The organism is Vibrio ulleungensis (genome assembly GCF_016900875.1).
GTDB classification, from domain to species: domain Bacteria; phylum Pseudomonadota; class Gammaproteobacteria; order Enterobacterales; family Vibrionaceae; genus Vibrio; species Vibrio ulleungensis.
Genome location: NZ_JAFEUM010000003.1, coordinates 237235 through 256828 on the forward strand (window position 1 = coordinate 237235; position 19594 = coordinate 256828).

A 19594-nucleotide genomic window follows, 5' to 3' on the forward strand; every position below is an offset into this window, starting at 1 on the left:
TCAGCACAACCATGTATAGATTGTGTTCGTCACTCAATGAAGCCAGTTACGGAGAGGGTTTTGATTATGGGTATCGTTGTATTTGGTTAAAAATGACGAGCTACTTCGCTGGGTCGTTATTCAAGTGACGCTAATATTGCAATTGGCGCCTTTCACAGCTTTACTCATAGATGAAACTCATGCCTAAGCTGTCCATGTATTGATGAACGATAACAGCTGAATACTCAGGGTGAGTTACCACTATTCGAACTTACTCGATAAGGAAGCGCGGTATGAATAACCCCATTATTGCAGACAATAAACCGATCAAAGTTGAGCTTACCGAAGGCCAAGATTATTACTTTTGCACCTGCGGCCAATCTAAGAATCAACCTTACTGCGATGGGTCCCATGCCGGAACGGGGTTTAAACCCAAACCCTTTACCGCAGACTCAACAGGTGACGCCTATTTGTGTCGCTGTAAACACTCGCAGAATCAGCCGTTTTGCGATGGTGTGCATAAACAGTTTTCCGCTGAAGACGTCGGTAAAGAAGGGCCTGGGGTACAAATTCAAAGTGCTGATTCTATGCCTACCGCTGCACCAACCCAAGAAGAGCCTACCGTGGCCTTTATCCACCAACTTGCAAGAGAAGGGTTATCTAAAGTCGGTCATCATGGACCGATGACCTCGATGGGCGTGCCAAGACATTTACTGCCGCATTGGGACGATATACAAGTGATGGTTGCGCAAATGGCTGTCAAACCAAGGCTCGAGGAGGTACCTGTGTCGACGCAACTGGTCATTGGACCGAAAGCGAAGAAACCGCTGACACTTTCGATTCCGTTGTTTGTGTCGGACATGAGCTTTGGTGCTCTTTCTGAAGAAGCTAAAGTCGCATTAGCCACAGGCGCAGAATTAGCCGGAACCGGAATTTGTTCGGGCGAGGGCGGCATGCTTCCAGAGGAGCAAGCCGCCAACTCTCACTATTTTTACGAACTGGCCAGCGCGGGCTTTGGCTACGAAGAATCCAAACTAAAGCATGTACAAGCGTTTCACTTCAAGGGAGGGCAGGGGGCAAAAACCGGTACTGGAGGACATCTACCCGGAGTCAAGAATATAGGCAAAATAGCGCAAGTTCGCGGCATAGAAGAAGGGACGCCTGCGATCTCTCCCCCCACTTTTAAAGATCTAAATACGGCTGACGAGTTCAAACAATTTGCCGATCGGGTGCGTGAAGTCACAGGCGGTATTCCCATTGGCTTTAAACTCAGTGCCAACCATATTGAAGCAGACATTCAGTTTGCGCTTGATGCCAGTGCGGACTACATCATATTGGATGGTCGTGGCGGTGGTACCGGAGCTGCACCTGAAATGTTTAGAGATCATATTAGCGTACCGACCATTCCGGCTCTCGCTAGAGCGCGGGCTTACCTTGACAAAGTAGGGGCGAGCGGAAGAGTGACCTTAATCATTACTGGCGGTTTGCGTGTGCCAATGGATTTTGTGAAGGCTATGGCTTTAGGCGCCGATGGGGTCGCCATATCGAATAGTGCGATGCAGTCTATAGGCTGTGTGGCGGCAAGAATGTGCAACACCAACAACTGTCCGGCCGGTATCGCCACTCAAAAATCAGACTTACGGGCACGGCTTAATGTCGGTAAAGCCTCTATGCAACTGAAAAACTTCTTCGAGGCGTCAACAGAGTTAATGAGTGTTATGGCAAGAGCTTGTGGCCACGATAGGCTCGATCAATTTAACCCTAATGATCTTGCTACTTGGAACCGAGAAATGGCGCAACTATCAGGAGTGCGGTATTCAGGAGTCGTTCCCATCACTTCAGACTAGTTTCAGCATTTTAGAAAAGGCACTAGCACTTAAGCCCGATGATTTACGTGCATAGCCGTTGAGCTTGTGATAGACATAGTAAACCAATGGTTTTTAACGGTTTACTTTAGATATGGATATTGTTAAAGCTCATCACGCACTTGAAGATGCGTATGTTAGGTACGTGAATGTTTGCTACGCCGCAGGCTTAGATTATTACGACATCGCTATTGATGACCCTAAGGCGTTTTTGTCTGAGTTGATCAAGCATGCGCGCGGTGAATCACTGCCTGATGGCTGGGTTCGCTGCAGCACTTATTTTTGCGTCGAAGGCGGAGAAATTATAGGTGCGCTGAGATTGCGCCATCAATCGAATGACTTTATCGACAATGTGATCGGTCACATAGGGTACGAGACTCATCCTCAATCGCGAGGACGTGGCGTCGCAACGGCCATGCTAACGCACGTCAGAAATAAAGCCCTTGAAGGGCAAGCGTTTATCATCTGTGAAACGACCAATAAGCCATCCGAAGCCGTCATGCTGCGCGCTGGAGCGGTGCTTGATACTACGCTTGTTGATGCAGACAAAGGCGTAGAGCTACTGCGATATAAACTTTCCGCAACCACCTAGCTGACATTGCCATTCATCCTTAGATATAGGCATGGATGACGAATTGATATTCACGCATCTTACAAGCATTCCATGTCATTCGGCTTAATTCAGTACAACCGCACTATCTAAGTGCGGCTAACAGGCGACATTCGCACTGATATGGTGCGAATCATAAGGCATTGATTAAATTGAAGTTAATTATAAAAATAAAGCTAAAGTATTAAGACTATTTGCCGCTATAGTAGTTAACCTGTATTTAGGTCATTTTCAAATACAGTTGTCGTTATAAGAGCTACATTTGTGCATTTGCATTTTTTCAACGGATTGAAGAACTTATGAAGAATTTATCGTTCCAAAATAAAGTCTTGGTCATGATTTCGCTAATCATTACTGTGACGGTCGCTATTGCTTACACTAGCGCCAATTTTTTTATCAAAGACACCATCTATCAAAAAGACACCGACAGCATTTCTCACAATACGGGACTTATCCAAGCCAATATTGAGCGAGAGCTTACTGATAAAATCGCCTTAGCTTCTGAGCTCGACTTTAGTATTTTGGCCGTTACAGAAGTAAAAGATAATACCGGCTTTGATCGCGTTATTAAGGTCATGGGCTCTTACGTTATGGATGATACCGGAGATATCGGTGTTGAAGAGCAAGAAGCGTACATTGCGCTTGCAGAGGCTCACCCCGCAGGACTGCTCATCAACCCAGTCAGTGTTCAAAATGGCAACCCAACCTTGCTGCTGTCTGCAAAGCGTGAAGACGACTCTGTGGACTTTTTTGTGGTTGACCTAAGTAAATACGGCACCATGATCGACTCCCACATGTTATCGGGCAGCTATGTTGAGTTGAGTGCAGGAACAACAGCGATTTATAGCAACAAGCCTATGGGGGATTTTTCGACGATTTCTATCCCTGTGCAGGTTGGCGACCAGCAGTGGAACCTGATCAGCTACATAGACAATGCCGCCATAGAAGCCAATGTGAATGAAGTGAACCAGAAGATCACTATCGCATTAGTGGCAGCAGGGATCGTGATGATTTTTGTTAGTGCTTTATTCCTCAATGTGGCGTTTAGACCACTAAAACAATTGAATGCCCTCACCGCCGACTTGTCACAAGGTAATGGTGATCTTACCCAGCGTTTAGCGGTTCGCGCCAACGATGAAATCGGTCAAATTTCGCAATCGATCAACCGCTTTATCGAGCAGTTGCAAAATATGTTTAAAGAAGTATCGGTTCTATCGAACTCGGTAGGAGGCTCTGCAGATAATTTAGCGGCTCAGTCACGTTCTAACGTCGATACACTGGATCAGCATACCCAAGAATCTGAACAAGCGGTTACAGCCATTGAAGAGTTGAGTGCATCTGCCGGCTCTGTGGCAAGCAGCGCTGAAGACGCCGCTAAAATCACTGAACGCACTAGTCAATTTGCTGAAGAGTCAAAACAGACAGTGACGTTGGCCGTTGACAGCGTGAAGGATTTGGTTGAACAAGTGTCGTCTATGTCAACCTCCATCAGTACCATGAACTCCGACACTCAACAAATCAGTGCGGTATTGCAGGTGATTGGTGAGATAGCCGAGCAAACTAACTTACTGGCGCTGAATGCTGCCATTGAAGCGGCTCGAGCTGGTGAGCAAGGGCGAGGGTTTGCCGTTGTGGCTGACGAAGTTCGAGCATTGGCTGCGCGAACTCAAGATAGCACCTCACAAATCAACGACATGTTGGCCAAGCTTAAGCAAAATGCCGAAACCGTGGTTGCGGAAATGGAAACCACACGAACAAGTTGTGAGCATACCGCTGAGCGTACGCATGAAGTGATGGACTCGTTGAATGTGGTCACTGAGTCGGTGGATGAGATCAATCAATTGAACTCAATCATTGCAACATCTGCCCAAGAGCAGAGACATGTTTCGGATGAAGTCAGCCGCAACATGCATCAAATTCAGCAGTTAATTGTGCAGCTTAACAGCAACTCTGAACAAGCAAGTCAAATTGAAGCGCAGCTCAATGGGACGTCAACAGAGTTAACCGACCTTATGGGCAAGTTTAAAGTCCAATAAGCATAACTCGGCAATGTAGCGCCTCGCTTTGACACTCTCAATGCGGGGCGTTTTTGTTGTCACTAATCTTTAGAAAACCAAATATCGCCATATAAGGCTTGAGCTTGCCGTTTAGAGTCGTCACTGTCGGTCATCAGTGCTACCGCGTCGATATAGCGATAAGCCTGTTGATTTTTTTTATCCGATCCCATGTCACCAAAGTATTCAATAAGATCTTGGTAAACCTGGCGTTTTTCAAAGTGCCATCGATTTACGGGGCTTTCTACACCTCGAATCGCCAGCATTTTCGCCGCTTCACCCGCGTAGGCGTTGTCCCAATGGCTAAACTTTTGCTGATTGCTCGACCACACATAATTTAATGCTCGAGTGTTCCAAAACTGCCAGCCACCATCCATAACAATATAGACACGTGCGACATAATCATCGCCTTGCTTGCTTTGCTCATCCAATCCCGTAAGTGAAGATTGTGCTTTCCAGGACCAGTTAAGATAAGGGGTTTCAAAAAGGTCAATGCGTTTGCTAATTACCAGCCCTGAAGAAGACGCGTTGGCACGAGCTTGCAATACTTTACCTTGAGAAGAGTCGACAATGGTGTAATTAGTTTCATCGGTAAAGCTTTTTACAGACCAGCCCTCTATGCTGTCTTGTGCAAACTGGGAGATAGAAAGCGTTTCGCTATGTGCCGAGCAGGAAAAAAGCAGCAGAATAAAACAGAGTGCGCGCATAGACATCCTTGTAATGGCGAAGAATCGGTGGAAGGCAACTGAAACCCTGTAGATAAAAAAATGACTTCCAATTGCTTAGAAGTCATAGAGTCAGTCTAGCGGTTGTAAGGCTTACTCACAAGGTGGGCCCATATAGATCGTGGCTAAGCCGCCTAACGAGGTTTCTCGATATTTCTTGTTCATATCTTTACCCGTTTGGTACATGGTCTCAATGACTTTATCAAGTGAGATTAAGCACTTACTGTTACGTTTTAGAGCCATACGTGATGCGTTAATGGCTTTCATTGCACCCATTGCGTTGCGCTCAATACATGGAACTTGTACTAGGCCGCCGATTGGGTCACAGGTCATTCCCAAGGAATGCTCCATGGCGATTTCTGCTGCGATGCAGATTTGCTCATTGCTGCCACCACGAAGCGCAGTTAATCCGGCTGCTGCCATTGAAGATGAGACGCCCACTTCACCCTGACAACCCACTTCTGCACCAGAAATTGACGCGTTAGTTTTGTATAAAATCCCAATCGCACCAGATACGGCTAGGAAGTCTTTAAGTTGTTTGGTGTCGAGTTCGCGAATGAACCTGTGGTAGTACATTAATACCGCCGGAATAACGCCAGCTGCACCGTTAGTTGGTGAGGTTACCACTTGGCCACCGGCTGCGTTTTCTTCGCTCACGGCAAAGGCAAACAAGTTGATCCAATCCATAATTTCCATTGGATCGTTTTCGACAGCGGCATTTGCCTCAAGTTTTTTGAGCAAGTTAGGGGCGCGACGAGTCACGTTTAGGCCACCTTCTAATTTGCCTTCAGTTTCAAAACCGCGCTCCATACAGCGGCGCATGACACGCCAGATTTGGTCGGCGGTTTGGTCAATGCTTTCGCTCACTTGAAAAGATAATTCATTTTGCAGAATCATGCCGCCAAGGCTCATGCCGCTTTTTTCTGCTTGTTGCAGCATTTGGTCCGCAGACGTAAACGGGTAGTCTACCTTAACGTCAACCTGTTGCTCACCCGATTCTAGCTCAGCGGCGGTTTTTACAAACCCGCCACCAATTGAATAGTAAGTTTCACACGCAAGGGATTTACCGTCTTTATCGAAGGCGGTGATCATCATGCCATTTTCGTGAAGCGGCAAGTTGTCTTGATGAAAAAGCATGTCATTTTTATAGTCAAACGCGATTTCTTTTTGACCAGCAATATTCAGCTTGCCGTTATCAATCGCCTCGCGCATGTTTACATTGGCACTGGTGATCTTGATGGTGTTTGGCTTATTGCCCAATAATCCCAATAGTGTGGCTCGATCGGTATGGTGTCCAATACCCGTTAGTGAGAGTGACCCATAAAGGTCCACTTGAATTCGAGCGACGTCGTCCATGCTAGATTGAATCAGGTCCGTAAAATGGTGACCTGCAATCATTGGTCCATTGGTGTGTGAACTTGAAGGTCCAACACCGATTTTGTAGATATCAAAGATAGATAGCATAACTTTACCTATTAGGATAATGCATTGTGTAGCCAGTCAGGCAAAATCGCGCACGCCAAAATCGACAGTGCTGCGAACAGTAAAAGCCCGTAATGGGCGGCCGTAGGCTTTTCAAATAGCGTTTTTTGTTGTTGATAAAACTGTTGTTGCTTGGCTGAAACCTCCCCCCAAAAGGCACTGGTAATCACACCAAACAGCAAAAATACAAAGGTTCCGATTGGTGCAAACCAAGGCCACGCTATGTCATATTGACGTGTTACAAGCACGGCTAGGATACTGACAATGCTGCCAACAATCACTCCTTTTTCGTTTGCGTGTCTAAAAAAGAGACCTAGCAAAAACGAGCCGAGTCGAATGCCTACAAACACAGACGTGAGACTGGCAATGGTTTTTAAAACCGACTCATTGCTGACCGCGAGTAGCGCAGGAAGGATCACAGAGGTTGCAGCAAGCAAAGACATTTTACGGGACACTTTTTCATAGTGATCCGCATTTTCATTCTGTCGAACAAATCGTTTATAAAGATCGAACGTTGCGACCGTAGCCATTGAGTTATAAGTAGAGTCGAGTGTGGACATAGCTGCAGCGGCTAATCCAGAGATTACCAGTCCAATCACTATAGGGTTGGTGTGATTAAAGACAAAATCGAGAATGACCTCATTGCTGTTCTCAAAAGGAATATCCAGATAAAACAGCGACAGCAACACACCAATTAACGCAAAGAATAGATAGATAAAGAACGCGCCATAGCCACACAGCAACATCGATTTTTGAGCGGTTTCTACCGACTTGGTGGCTAGGGTGCGTTGTATGATCAATTGATTAGTCCCATAAACACTAAGATGGAGAAAGCTTACTGCAAACACGCCCGCAAATAACGTGGTATCCACGCCAAGATCGAGGCTGAGGTCTATCACTTGCAAGTGCTCCCTAGAAACCGAAGCACCGCTTTCTACGTTAAGTAGCAATATGATAAAAATAGAAGCGCTACCAATCATCAGCACAGCAGACTGCAGCATATCAGTCCAAATGACCGTCGAGATGCCACCAGCGTAAGTGTATAAAGCGGTAAAAAGGCTAATAAATATAATGGCTTGGTAAATTGTAATAGGTAATACATGCACCAGTATAAGAGCCACGGCATACAAGATCACGCCTGCCGTGATGCACTGTACCAACATAAAAACTATCGAATTTATGGTTCGCGCGGTCACCCCAAAACGCATTTCTAGATACTCGTATATAGAGGTGCATTTAAGTTTGTAGAATAGGGGAACAAAAAAGATCACCGACAAAAAAATCACAATTGGATAATTGAGATGCACACTCATTGCGCTCATTCCAGAGCTATACACCCATCCTGGCATTCCTACAAAGGTCATCGCGCTGACATAGGTGGCTAGGATCGATACGCCAGCTGTAAACCAGCCAAATTGCTTGCCACCTGTCGAAAAGTCTCCTCCAGTATTGAGACGTCTATTGACTAAGTAACTGATAAATAATGTGGTTGCTATATAAATCCCTATAACAGCAAAGCTTGAATACGTAACCATTTGAAGGTGTGCCTGCTTGAATCTTCTAACTTTTGACCGCGCTATACTACCTAAATGTGGCACTAGCTGGTGGATAAATGCGCGATAACTGTGATTTGTGTCACTTTAGCTGATGCATTAGCCCCGATTTCGTTCATTATGGGTCAAAGTGTGAGGATTGTCACTAATTCGTTGGTTTTGGGTGCGTATTCATTTTAAATTGACTTTGATCACAGAACGATCTCATACAAAACTCTTATGATTCACCCCGAAATAATGAGCCGGCCGAATCAGCGATACACATTTTCAGCCAGCGAATAACCTATTAAATATTAGATATAGAGGTCTATTGGTCGTGATGACAAGAAAACACATGAGCGAAGTTCCTATGATTCAAAGGGTAGCCGCTTACTTAGCAATATTGGTTGGCTACTTTTTCTATTGTTATAACTTTGTAATAATTGACTACGTACGCCCTTACATTGTTGATGCATACGATGGCATCAACCTGGCAGATACGGCTCAGTTTTACACTTGGCAGTCTATCGGTGCCCTTATTGGTGCATTGAGCTGTGCTTGGTTTGCGACTCGCTTTGGTAAAAAGTCTACATTGATTGCCATCACTGCTCTTAACGGCGGCGCGACCATCGTCAACATGATGTTTACCGACTACGCAATGTGGGCCGCGATGCGTTTCATCATTGGTATTTCGCTGGGTGGTTACTTTACCGTTGCCGTGAGCATGATGATTGGTCTTTTCCCATCTAACGTGCGCGGTAAGCTCACTGCGTTTGCCTCTTCTATGTTTTCGGTTGCACTGATGGCGATGGGCGCTTACGCAGCATTTATCTCATCAATTGACGCACCTTGGCAGAGCCTAATGTGGGTTGGTGGACTTCCACCTCTGGTTGCTGCAGCGGTGATGCTATTTATCTTGCCTAGCGATAAGAAAGTGATCGCCTATGGTGAAGAAGAGCAAGCGAAGCAAGCAGAATCGGGCGAAGAAGTTAAAAAGGGTACCTGGGGTGAAATGCTGAGTAAGCCATACCGCGTGATCACCATTAGCTGTTTGTTGCTTGCTGGCCTTAACTTCTATGGATATCAGTTCTTCTCTGGCTTTGTAACCACTTACCTAAAAGATGTTCGTCAATTTGACGGTGCAACGATCGGTATTATCTTCTCTATCTCAGCATTTGGCTCACTGTTTGGTGCATGGGTTTGGGGTGCGGTTGCGGACAAATACGGCCGTAAAGTGAATGCTTTTGGTTTCATCCTTGCGGGTGTGATGGCATCTGTATTCTTTGTGGCACCGAGCGACCTAATGATTGGTAGCTTAAATGCTCTGGCTATTCTTGGCTTGGTATACAACTTTGGTTTGTCAGCGTCAGCGGTATGGGGCGGCTACTTCTCGGAGCTGTTCCCAGCACACTTGCGTAACTACGGTGCTGCTCTGTTCCACGGTGGTCGTATCATCGGCATGTGGGCACCAATGGTATTGGTCTTCATTCAAGAGCGTTCGGATCTAGAAACAGCGATGTGGGGCTCACCAATCGTATGGATCGTGGCTGGCCTACTTTGGCTATCACTACCAGAAACACTTAAAACAGGCATTTTCTACAAGAAAAAAGATCAGCAACAAGCTGCCGCCTAACAAGACCGACTCCGGCTCAATAGGCGTCGGAGTCAACCCCCTTTTTCTGAGTTTCAAGCGTAAACTCATTTACAGTAAGAGAGAAAATAATGTCGAAATATCAAGAAGCTAAACGCGTAGTACGCGAATACTTTGATGCAATGGAAAATGCAACCCACGAAAACGTGGCAGAAGTACTAAAAGCCCATACGTCAGATGATTACTTATGGCGTGGTGTGTACCCTTTCCGTGAGCAGCAAGGCGCAGAAGCCGCAGCTGAGGTATTTTGGGCACCATTGATGAAATCGATGACTCGCATGCAGCGTCGTCAAGATGTATTCATCGGTGGTAACAACGAAGTCAACGCAGATGAAATTTGGGTCATGAGCATGGGCCACTTCATGGGTCTTTACGACGGTGAATTCCTAGGCATGCGCTCTACAGGCAAAATCATGAACCTACGCTACGCAGAGTTTAGCTGCGTAGAAAACGGTAAAATCACTAAGACAGGTCTATTTGTCGACCTACTTGGTATGATGGATCAAGCAGGTTGCTACCCGCTTCCACAGTCAACTGGTAAGCACTTTGTCTACCCAGGTCCTCGTAACCACGATGGTCTGTTGTTTGAAGATGCAGCGCCAGAAGAAGGCGTGGCTACTCTGGCTCTAGTTAACAAGATGGTTGATGACTTGTCTGCACTAAACGACAGCGGTGCAATGGGTTGCCCGCCAGAAGTTCTAGAAAAGAGCTGGTCAAAAGACATGGTTTGGTACGGTCCATGTGGTATCGGTGCGTCATACACCATCCCTCGCTACCAACAACAGCACCAATTGCCGTTCCGTAACAACCTAACGGACAAGAAGTTCAACGGTCACGTGTGTCGCTTTGCAGAAGGTAACTTCTCTTGCTTCTTCGGATGGCCAAACCTGTCTAACACTGCGCTAGGTGGTTTCCTAGGCATGACTGGCGGGCAAGTGCGTGCCAACATGCAAGTTGTAGACGTGTACTACCGTGACGGTGACAAGCTGTCTGAAAACTGGGTACTTATCGATCTACCATACTGGCTAAAACAGCAAGGCCTTGATGTGTTTGAGCGTACTCAAACCATCATGAACCCGTCTTACTAAGCTCCAACGCCGTAAAAAATTAGCTTAAGACTAGTCATCTTAGGCTAATGCTCCCAATTTAGTGCCCTATGGATAGGGCACGCTCCTCCCTTGTTTGATTTCTAGGTAACAAAGCACGGCCGCTTTGCGCCCTAATATAACGAGAAATAGAATGAAAAATTCTTCTTTGGCAATCTTAGTTGCCGCAGCAGTGGTATCTACTTCAGCATATTCAGCCCATACTTTTACCAACGACGCAGGCGATAGCCTAACGCTTGATGGCCGTTTTGACGTTCGCTATCAAGACAGTGGTGGCGATAGCACTGGCGTATGGAATAGCGGTAGTTCACGTTTCGGCCTTAAAGGCGAAATGGGTCTGGACAACGGTTGGACCGGTTTTGGTCATGCAGAATGGGGTTACAACTCTGGCGCTAACGGTAATAACATTTATGACCGTCTTTTGTATGCAGGCGTGTCTCACGATGTTTACGGTAAAATTGCGGCAGGAACCAAGCAGTGGTCAACGTTTTATGATGTGGCGTGGTTTACCGATTTGGGTCGAGTATTTGGTACTCGTGGTTCAGGTGTATACAACCTGTCTGACTGGGGTATCGCATCAGGTACTGGTCGCGCTGAAAACTCCATCACCTACCGCAACAAAATCAACAGTGATTTGAGCTACGGCTTCACATACCAAACGACTCGCGAGAACGTGAAACTGTCGGGCAGTGATCGCACTGGTGGTACTAACAACACAGCTACCGCAACCCTTAAAAATGGCTTGGGTGCATCGATGCAATATCGTGGCATTGAAGGCATCACACTAGGTGTGTCTTACCATCAAAATGAGTTAGACAACGTAAGCTCAAACGTTGCGGGCGCAAAAGATGGCGACATGATGCGCATCATGTTAGTGGGCGCTAACTACACCAACGGTGGTTTATACGTTGGTGCAACGGCGCATGTTGGAGAGAACTGGGAGTCCGTTGAGACCTCAATTACAGGCAATGCTCTGATTGATACCCTAGGTGGTGAAATCTATACTTATTATCACTTCGCTAATGGACTTCGCCCAACGTTGAACTACAACTATTTAGAAGAGCGTGGCAACCTAACCGAAGGCTATCAGCGTAACCTGCTCATCCCTGGTATGGAGTATCACTTCCAAAAGAACAAGTTTTTGGTATGGACAGAATATCAATTTGATCTAGGTAATGACTCTCTCAACACTGCAGAAAGTAAATTTGATAACAGAGACGATCAATTTGCCGCAGGCGTTCGTTACTACTTCTAAGTAATACCGAACCCTAATAAATAAAGCACTCTTATCCAGAGTGCTTTTTGGGTTGTGGTCATCTATTTGTTAACTCACTAACTTTAAAGTGTTTTAAGTCCAAATCATCATGAATACGTACCTAAATGTGCTACTATCAATGCACTGATAATTGTAATTTAGACCTCTATGAATCAACCCAAACCCACCGTAACATCACGAGATGTGGCACAACTTGCTGGGGTGTCTCAATCCACCGTTTCTCGCGTATTTGTTCCCGGTAGTTCTGTCTCTGAAAAGACTAAGAAGAAGGTCTTTGATGCTGCTAATGCACTGAATTATAGACCAAATGCTTTTGCGCGCAGCTTGACCACTAACGAGTCTAAAATGATCGGTTTGGTGTTTCCCGACGCCGACTACCCAATTCATATGAAAACGTTGCAACTGATCTCTAGTGAGCTTCAACACCTTGGGTACGCCGCAGTGTTAATCCCTTGGTCGGTGGATAACCAAGACAATTATACGATTCCCAATATTTTCCAGTATCGCGTCGATGGCGTAATCGCCGCGTCGGCAACGTTCAATAAATCGCTCTATGAAGAGTGCGAAAAGTTTAATATTCCTATCGTGCAATTTGCACGCGTGGTGGAGGGGACTAAAAGCAGCTATGCGATCAGTGATAATTACGCGGCTGGTCAGCAAGCGGCGCAGTTTTTCTATTCTCGCGGTGCCAAAAGTGCGATCTATCTTACTGGTGAGGTCCCCACGTTTACCAATGGTGAGCGACAACTTGGCTTCATTGAGGAATTTGCTGATCTTACGTCGAACAAACCCACTGTTATTGAAGCCAGTTACGATTATGACGATTCGCTTGATGCAATAAGAGCCCTATTTGAACAAGGGGATGTGCCCGACGCGATATTTTGCGCCACCGACAACTTGGCGCTGGCGGTGATGGATATTGCACGTTTCGAATACCATATGTCGATTCCTGAGCAGTTACAAATTGTGGGTTTTGACGATATTCCTCAAGCCAATTGGGTGAGTTATCAATTGACGACATTTCGTCAAAACTTTAAACGATTGGCCCGAGAAAGCGTAAAAATCATTACCGAACAGATTCAATCTGGCGCAGGAAACACCACCAAGTTGATGGTGCCTGTACAGTTTATTGAGAGAAAGTCGACCAAACCTTCGCCTTAGTGGGTTTAAGCTGCACGGGCTTGCTTTGTGTAAACTCACCTTAACTCGCGCAATGCAGGTGTCGCGAGTTAAGGTAGTCTATTGTGTTAGTTAAGGTGGGTGTTGTTAATATAGCCAATCGTATTGTTTTTTGGGTAATAAACTTCAGTCCATTGACTGCCTTCCGATAATACATACGCCTTTTCACCCTGAGGTATGCTTAGCAACGTCGTGCTGTCAAAGTTGTTCTGTTTATAGACCTCAGTGAGCTTAACATTGACAAGTTTTACCCTAAGTTTGTGCAACATTGCGTCAAGGTTGGACTGGGCATTTTTATAGTTGTTTTGCGCAGACGTCGCATACCAGTAGGCCGCTAATTCGTTGCTTTTTCGCACTCCGGTGCCATTTTCGTAGCGAACCCCTAAGTTGTTTTGTGCGACTTCGTCCCCTTGCTTGGCAGCGCGCTCGTACCATTTAAAGGCTTGATAGTCGTCCTTTTCGGTACCTTGCCCTTCAGCAAACATCACCCCAAGATTGTTTTGTGCTGCAGAGTGGCCTTGTTCGGCCGCTTTGTTGTACCAGTTAAAGGCGGTTCGATAGCTTTTTTCAACGCCTTCGGCGTTGCTGTACATCCAACCCAAACGGAACTGCGCGTCACTGTCACCAAGATCGGCTGCTTGTTTAAACCATTTTCTGGCTTCGCTTAAGTTCTTATCTCGTCCCAGCGCCTTATAGTAATGTTGGGCGACGTAATATTTAGACGCGCGATGATTCTGTTTGCCAGCTTGTTCAAACCAACGAAAAGACTGTTTAAAGTCTTTCTCGATGCCTTCCCCAAAGTAATACATGCGCGCTAAGTTATAGGCAGCGAACTTGTTTTTTGGTGCCGCGATTGTGAGCAGCTCAAAGGCTTTTTGATTGTTTTTGGGAGTGCCCACACCGTACAGGTAGTAGCGTCCCAATTCTGCCGTAGGCACAGGCCATTGGTCTTGCGCGGCTTGTGTCATCCAGCGAAAAGCTTGCTGCGTATCTACAGTACCGCTGTTGCCGTTCTCATAGATCCAAGCTAAGTTGCGCGCCGAGTCCTTATTGCCTTTAAGTGCAGACTGCGTGTACCAGTCGATTGAGGTGTCGTAGTCGACCTCCACACCATAGCCGCCAGCGTAAGCCAGACCTAAATAGAATGAACAGTAAGAGTTTTCGTCGATGCAGCGCTCAAACCACTTAATGGCATTGACGTAATCCTTTTGACCCCAGTAGTGCTCGCCTAGGTTGGTGACATCGAACACGTTACCGTCTTCGGCCTTCATCCAAAGTTGAAAAATAGCGTCGTTTTCGGCCAAAAACTCTTTGGCTGGCAGTGAACCATTGGCCTCTGCATCACGAACATAATCGTAGGCATCGGTGTACCTTTCTCTGTCTAAAAGAAACATACTGTAATCGTATTGCGCGTCGGCATTACCTGAGTCTGCCGCGATGGCTAGCCATTGCACATCGTCGAGTGTAGGGCGATTGGCTGAAGTGTATAGACGGTACATTGACGGGACGTCACCGTCGTTTGCGAGCTCAGTCCATGCAGCGCGAGCCGCCTCTATATCGCCTTTTTGAAAAGACTCTTCTGCTGACTCATAAGTTGCGGCGCAGCCCGCCAGTGCATATGTGATGACCGCACTTAAAATCCAACTGCGTGTATTCATGTTCATTCCTTTGACTTTCATTGTGTATCTGCATCCTTTTCGCATCATAGAAAGGTTCATTCAATTGTCACAGGTGAAATTGCGGACTAAGAGAGGCCAATCACAGGTTTTGTCGTTGTTTTTACCTCAATGTGCGGTAAATGAATATTTGCGTGATTTACTGTTAACGCGGTTCTTGATTAACGCAACGGGCATTAGACAGAGTATCTTGGTACAATCAACGCATTAAATATCCAGTTGAGTATTCCCGTTGGCAAAGCGCACTCCAATCGTCGAAATTACCAGTTATGGCATTTATAAGCACTGGGATGCCCACTCCAAAGATCTCCCCAAAATCCAAGAATTTACCACCGAAGTTCAAGCCGATGAAGGCGTTGAATTTGGCTTTACGGTCAATATTAAACGCGCTAAAGGGGAGCTATTGTCGTTTTGTGTTTACCACCCTGGTGTGATCAACAAAAAGGGACAACGTTTAGACCCCTTTGATGGTGAGATTTACATTCGAAATAACGATTGGGATTTCTATCTTGGGGATACGATCCAACTGCTTCACCCAGAAGAGGGTTACGAAAGTAACTTAGGGCCTTGGCGAATGGTGATCGAGCTTAAAGGTCGTGTTATTGCAGAAAAAACCTTTAAGGTGGTCGCACGCGACCAGGCCCAGTTTTGGAAGGCTCGGGGATACTAACTTCGTTTTGGTTAACGATTTGTTAATTTATTCTTGTGGGAATGGCTAATTTCCGTTAGTTTATTTTTATTGAACGTTCAATTAATAAAAATATGCCTAAAGTCGGAATGGAAGCTGCGCGTCGTCAGCAATTGATCGACGCCACATTTGCGTCAGTATCCAAGCATGGAATGCAAGCTAGTACTATTACCACAATCTGTCACGAAGCAGGCTTGTCGACAGGTCTGATTAGTCACTACTTTGGCAATAAGCAGGGACTGATCGAGGCGAGCCTACGCTATCTTCTTACCCAATTGCATCACTACCTTGTTGAGCACACGCGCAGTGACATGAGCGCCCAGCAGCGACTCGATGTTATTGTGGAGGCTAACTTTTCAAGGTGGCACCTACGTGGAGACACGTCAAAGACGTGGTTAAGCTTTTGGGCGCAATCGTTGCACAATTCATCGTTACGTCGCTTACAACAGGTGAGCAGTCGGCGATTGGTTAGTAATCTTAGTTATTCCTTTCAACAAATCATGCCACGGTCCGATGCGGAGCAGTCTGCTCACATGGCGGCTGCCATGATAGATGGCTTGTGGCTACGCGCCGTGTTGGGCGGCTATACCGATGCTCAGATCGAACAGAGCGAAACATTCGCAAAACAGTATATTTCTTCCCTCATTACACGCTATGGAGAGTGTCATAATGTCCCCGGTTTATAAAAGCTTTATTGATGGTCAGTTCGTTTCTAACCAAAGTGGAGAGTGCTTTGATGTTATTAACCCAGCTACCAATCAAGTGATCTATCGCGTAGAAGAGGCCGATGACGATGTACTGCAACACGCCGTCTCAAGCTCAAAGCGCGCGTTTGCGATCTGGTCGATGATGAGCGCTATCGAACGCGCCCGAATATTACGCAAAGCCGCGGATCTGTTGCGAGAGCGCAATGATGAATTGGCCGTAATTGAAGTAAACGACACCGGAAAACCACTGCAAGAGGCCAACTGCGTTGATGTGCAAACCGGCGCGGATGTTATCGAATATTTTGCAGGGCTTGCTCCGGCTCAAGTCGGTCAGCAGCAAGCTGTTGGCGAGGATTTTTACTACACCCGAAAAGAGCCGCTAGGCGTGGTAGCAGGAATTGGCGCGTGGAACTACCCACTGCAAATTGCGTGTTGGAAATCTGGTCCTGCACTTGCCGCGGGCAATACCATGATATTTAAGCCTTCAGAAGAGACACCGCTTGGCGCAATTAAGTTGGCCGAAATCTTCATAGAAGCAGGTATGCCAGCAGGGGTGTTTAATGTTATTCAGGGCGGGGCTAAGGTAGGGCAATTTCTCACCTCAAGTAATGACATCGCTAAAGTCTCCTTTACCGGAGAGGTGAGCACAGGACAGGCAGTCGCAAAAGACGCCAGCCAGAGTCTGAAATCGGTCACAATGGAACTTGGTGGTAAATCGCCATTGTTGGTGTTTGAAGACGCCGACATTGAGCAGGCCGTAAGTGCTGCGATGTTGGGCAACTTTTACACCCAAGGCGAAGTATGCACTAACTGCACTCGTGTCTTTGTGCATAGCTCTATTAAAAGTGCTTTTCTGAAACAGCTTCAAACGCGCATAGAAAACAATATTGTGGCGGGCGACCCTCTGGATCTTGAGGTGAATTTTGGCGCATTGATATCGAAGCAGCATCAACAGAAAGTTCTCGATTATATTGCGGTGGGTAAGGCGGAAGGCGCCAATATCCTCACTGGCGGCGCAGCATGGCAACCGAGTGGAGCACCCAATGGGAATTTCGTGCAGCCCACGGTGTTTGTTGATTGCACTGACGACATGCAAATTGTAAAAGAAGAAATTTTTGGCCCAGTAATGTGCGTTCTGACCTTTGATGATGAAAATGAGGTGATTGCGCGCGCCAATGATACTCTTTTAGGGTTGGGGGCTGGCGTGTTCACCACCGATATTCAACGAGCGCATCGAGTGATCCACCAAATCCAAGCGGGAATTTGCTGGATCAACAGCTATGGCGCCTCACCGGCTGAGATGCCAGTTGGGGGCTATAAATTGTCGGGGATTGGGCGTGAGAATGGGATTGAGACGCTGGCCAGTTACACCCAAACCAAGTCAATTTATGTTGGCATGGGCAAACTAGAGAGCCCATTCTAATGAGTAAGACAACGGAATTTGATTACATAATCGTAGGCGCTGGGTCTGCTGGCTGCGTGCTTGCCAACCGACTGTCTGCTGATCCTGCAAATAAAGTATTACTGCTTGAAACGGGGGGCAGTGATAAAAGCCTGTTTATCAAGATGCCAACCGCGCTGTCTATTCCAATGAACAGCAGTAAATACGCATGGCAATTTCATACTCAAGAAGAGCTTTTTCTCGATAATAGAGTGATGCATTGCCCTAGAGGAAAAGTCCTTGGTGGCAGCTCTTCGATCAATGGAATGGTTTGGGTGAGAGGGCATGCCAAAGACTTCGATGAGTGGGAATCGCTTGGCGCTAAAGGTTGGGGCTATCAAGATTGCTTGCCCTATTTTGTGCAAGCCGAGAGTTATTTCCAACCAAACAGCACCCATCGCGGCGCGGCTGGCCCTATAGGTGTGAATAATGGCAATCAAATGGCCAATCCATTGTACAAGGCATTTATACATGCGGGTGTGCAAGCTGGGTATCCTACTATTGCAGACTATAACGGGGAGCAGCAAGAAGGCTTTTCTCCCATGCAAATGAGCGTCAAGCAAGGCGTACGTAGCTCAACCGCTCGCGAATATCTCGACCCGATAAAGTCACGGCCAAACCTAACCATTCAAACCGGCGCTTTGGCAGAGAAAGTGTTATTCGACAATAAACGCGCCAAAGGAGTGCGTTATCAGCTCAAAGGTCGATCCTATGAGGCCTACTCAAACAAAGAGGTGATATTGAGTGCAGGTGCAATTGGCTCGCCGCACTTGCTGCAACTCTCTGGTATTGGCAATAGCGAAGTGCTCAGCAATGCAGGGGTGGAAACAGTGCATCATTTACCTGGGGTTGGGCAAAACCTACAGGATCATCTAGAGTTTTATTTCCAATATAAATGTAAGAAGCGAATAACTCTCAACGGCAAGCTGGGCCTAGTATCCAAGGCGCTAATTGGCGCACGTTGGCTGGTTAATCGTAGTGGGCTAGGTGCGACCAATCATTTTGAATCGTGCGCGTTTATTCGCTCCAACGAGCAAGTAGAGTGGCCCGATATACAGTATCACTTTCTTCCTGCAGCTATTCGCTATGACGGAAAGCTAGCGTTTGATGGACACGGGTTTCAAGTGCATGTTGGTCATAACAAACCAAAGAGTCGAGGCGCTGTGACGCTAGTGTCAAATAACCCAGCCGATCCACCCAATATCCAGTTTAACTACTTGCAACATCCTGATGATATTGCCGGCTTTAGAGCCTGTGTGAGACTGACGCGTCAAATCATAGAGCAGCCAGCTTTCGACGAGTTCCGTGATGGAGAGATTCAACCTGGTGAGTCGGTCAATACCGATGAGCAGATCGATAAATTTGTACGGCAACATGTCGAAAGTGCCTATCATCCAAGCTGTTCCTGTCGAATGGGGGAGGATGAGTTAGCAGTGGTTGACTCTAATACAAAGGTTCATGGTGTGAGCGGCTTACGTGTGGTGGATTCGTCCATTTTTCCCAGCATTCCCAATGGTAATTTAAATGCGCCAACGATTATGGTGGCGGAGAAGGCCGCTGACGCGATTTTATCGAGATATTTGCCCAACATTTGATGCACAAGTCATTGGTTTTTGGCGCGGT

At 46.5% G+C, this 19594-nt stretch carries 15 protein-coding genes; 11 read left to right on the forward strand and 4 right to left on the reverse strand.

Annotated elements, in window-relative coordinates; translation table 11 throughout:
- Window positions 1-272: 272 nt before the first annotated feature.
- The 3 genes from JQC93_RS09665 (at window position 273) to JQC93_RS09675 (ending at window position 4490) form a co-directional block, all read left to right on the forward strand.
- Window positions 273-1826 carry a glutamate synthase-related protein gene (locus JQC93_RS09665; protein WP_205158237.1) on the forward strand — a complete coding sequence of 518 codons (1554 nt, stop codon included), beginning with the start codon at window positions 273-275 and terminating at the stop codon, window positions 1824-1826.
- Window positions 1827-1938: 112 nt separating this feature from the next.
- Complete coding sequence (locus JQC93_RS09670; protein ID WP_205158238.1) at window positions 1939-2436, forward strand: GNAT family N-acetyltransferase; 498 nt, start codon at window positions 1939-1941, stop codon at window positions 2434-2436.
- Window positions 2437-2753: 317 nt separating this feature from the next.
- Window positions 2754-4490, forward strand: coding sequence for a methyl-accepting chemotaxis protein (locus tag JQC93_RS09675; RefSeq protein WP_205158239.1), 1737 nt, complete (start codon window positions 2754-2756; stop codon window positions 4488-4490).
- 62 nt (window positions 4491-4552) lie between these two features.
- On the opposite strand, the gene JQC93_RS09680 is transcribed toward JQC93_RS09675, so the two are convergent.
- The 3 genes from JQC93_RS09680 to JQC93_RS09690 form a co-directional block, all read right to left on the reverse strand.
- Complete coding sequence (locus JQC93_RS09680; RefSeq protein ID WP_205158240.1) at window positions 4553-5215, reverse strand: DUF3047 domain-containing protein; 663 nt, start codon at window positions 5213-5215, stop codon at window positions 4553-4555.
- 111 nt (window positions 5216-5326) lie between these two features.
- Window positions 5327-6697, reverse strand: a complete 1371-nt coding sequence (locus JQC93_RS09685; protein ID WP_205158241.1) for an L-serine ammonia-lyase — start codon at window positions 6695-6697, stop codon at window positions 5327-5329.
- 11 nt (window positions 6698-6708) lie between these two features.
- Window positions 6709-8250 (reverse strand): sodium:solute symporter family transporter, encoded by a 1542-nt coding sequence (locus tag JQC93_RS09690; RefSeq protein ID WP_205158242.1) that lies wholly within the window; start codon window positions 8248-8250, stop codon window positions 6709-6711.
- A gap of 334 nt (window positions 8251-8584) precedes the next feature.
- Here JQC93_RS09690 and JQC93_RS09695 point away from each other — a divergent pair, with 334 nt between their 5' ends.
- The 4 genes from JQC93_RS09695 to JQC93_RS09710 all read left to right on the forward strand — a co-directional run bounded on the left by JQC93_RS09695 (window position 8585) and on the right by JQC93_RS09710 (window position 13441).
- The gene (locus JQC93_RS09695) at window positions 8585-9880 is read left to right on the forward strand and encodes an MFS transporter (protein WP_205158243.1); all 1296 of its coding nucleotides are present in this window, start codon (window positions 8585-8587) and stop codon (window positions 9878-9880) included.
- Window positions 9881-9969: 89 nt separating this feature from the next.
- A complete protein-coding gene (locus tag JQC93_RS09700) occupies window positions 9970-10986 on the forward strand; it encodes an ester cyclase (protein ID WP_205158244.1) in 1017 nt (338 codons plus the stop codon).
- 151 nt (window positions 10987-11137) lie between these two features.
- Window positions 11138-12259 (forward strand): porin, encoded by a 1122-nt coding sequence (locus JQC93_RS09705; RefSeq protein ID WP_205158245.1) that lies wholly within the window; start codon window positions 11138-11140, stop codon window positions 12257-12259.
- Between the two features lie 168 nt (window positions 12260-12427).
- Entirely contained in the window at window positions 12428-13441 is a 1014-nt protein-coding gene (locus JQC93_RS09710; RefSeq protein WP_205158246.1) for a LacI family DNA-binding transcriptional regulator, read from the forward strand.
- Between the two features lie 86 nt (window positions 13442-13527).
- On the opposite strand, the gene JQC93_RS09715 is transcribed toward JQC93_RS09710, so the two are convergent.
- On the reverse strand, window positions 13528-15117 hold the full coding sequence (locus tag JQC93_RS09715) for a tetratricopeptide repeat protein (protein ID WP_205158247.1): 1590 nt from the start codon (window positions 15115-15117) through the stop codon (window positions 13528-13530).
- A 250-nt stretch (window positions 15118-15367) separates the two neighbouring features.
- Between JQC93_RS09715 and JQC93_RS09720 the strand changes: the two genes are divergently transcribed.
- From JQC93_RS09720 to betA, 4 genes are all read left to right on the forward strand, one after another.
- Window positions 15368-15805, forward strand: a complete 438-nt coding sequence (locus tag JQC93_RS09720) for a DUF3859 domain-containing protein (protein ID WP_205158248.1) — start codon at window positions 15368-15370, stop codon at window positions 15803-15805.
- Window positions 15806-15897: 92 nt separating this feature from the next.
- Window positions 15898-16509 carry a transcriptional regulator BetI gene (betI, locus tag JQC93_RS09725; protein ID WP_205158249.1) on the forward strand — a complete coding sequence of 204 codons (612 nt, stop codon included), beginning with the start codon at window positions 15898-15900 and terminating at the stop codon, window positions 16507-16509.
- On the forward strand, window positions 16493-17953 hold the full coding sequence (gene betB, locus JQC93_RS09730) for a betaine-aldehyde dehydrogenase (protein ID WP_205158250.1): 1461 nt from the start codon (window positions 16493-16495) through the stop codon (window positions 17951-17953). Before betI ends, betB begins: the two co-directional genes overlap by 17 nt.
- On the forward strand, window positions 17953-19566 hold the full coding sequence (gene betA, locus JQC93_RS09735; protein ID WP_205158251.1) for a choline dehydrogenase: 1614 nt from the start codon (window positions 17953-17955) through the stop codon (window positions 19564-19566). The genes betB and betA overlap by 1 nt, the downstream gene beginning before the upstream one ends.
- Window positions 19567-19594 lie beyond the last annotated feature (28 nt).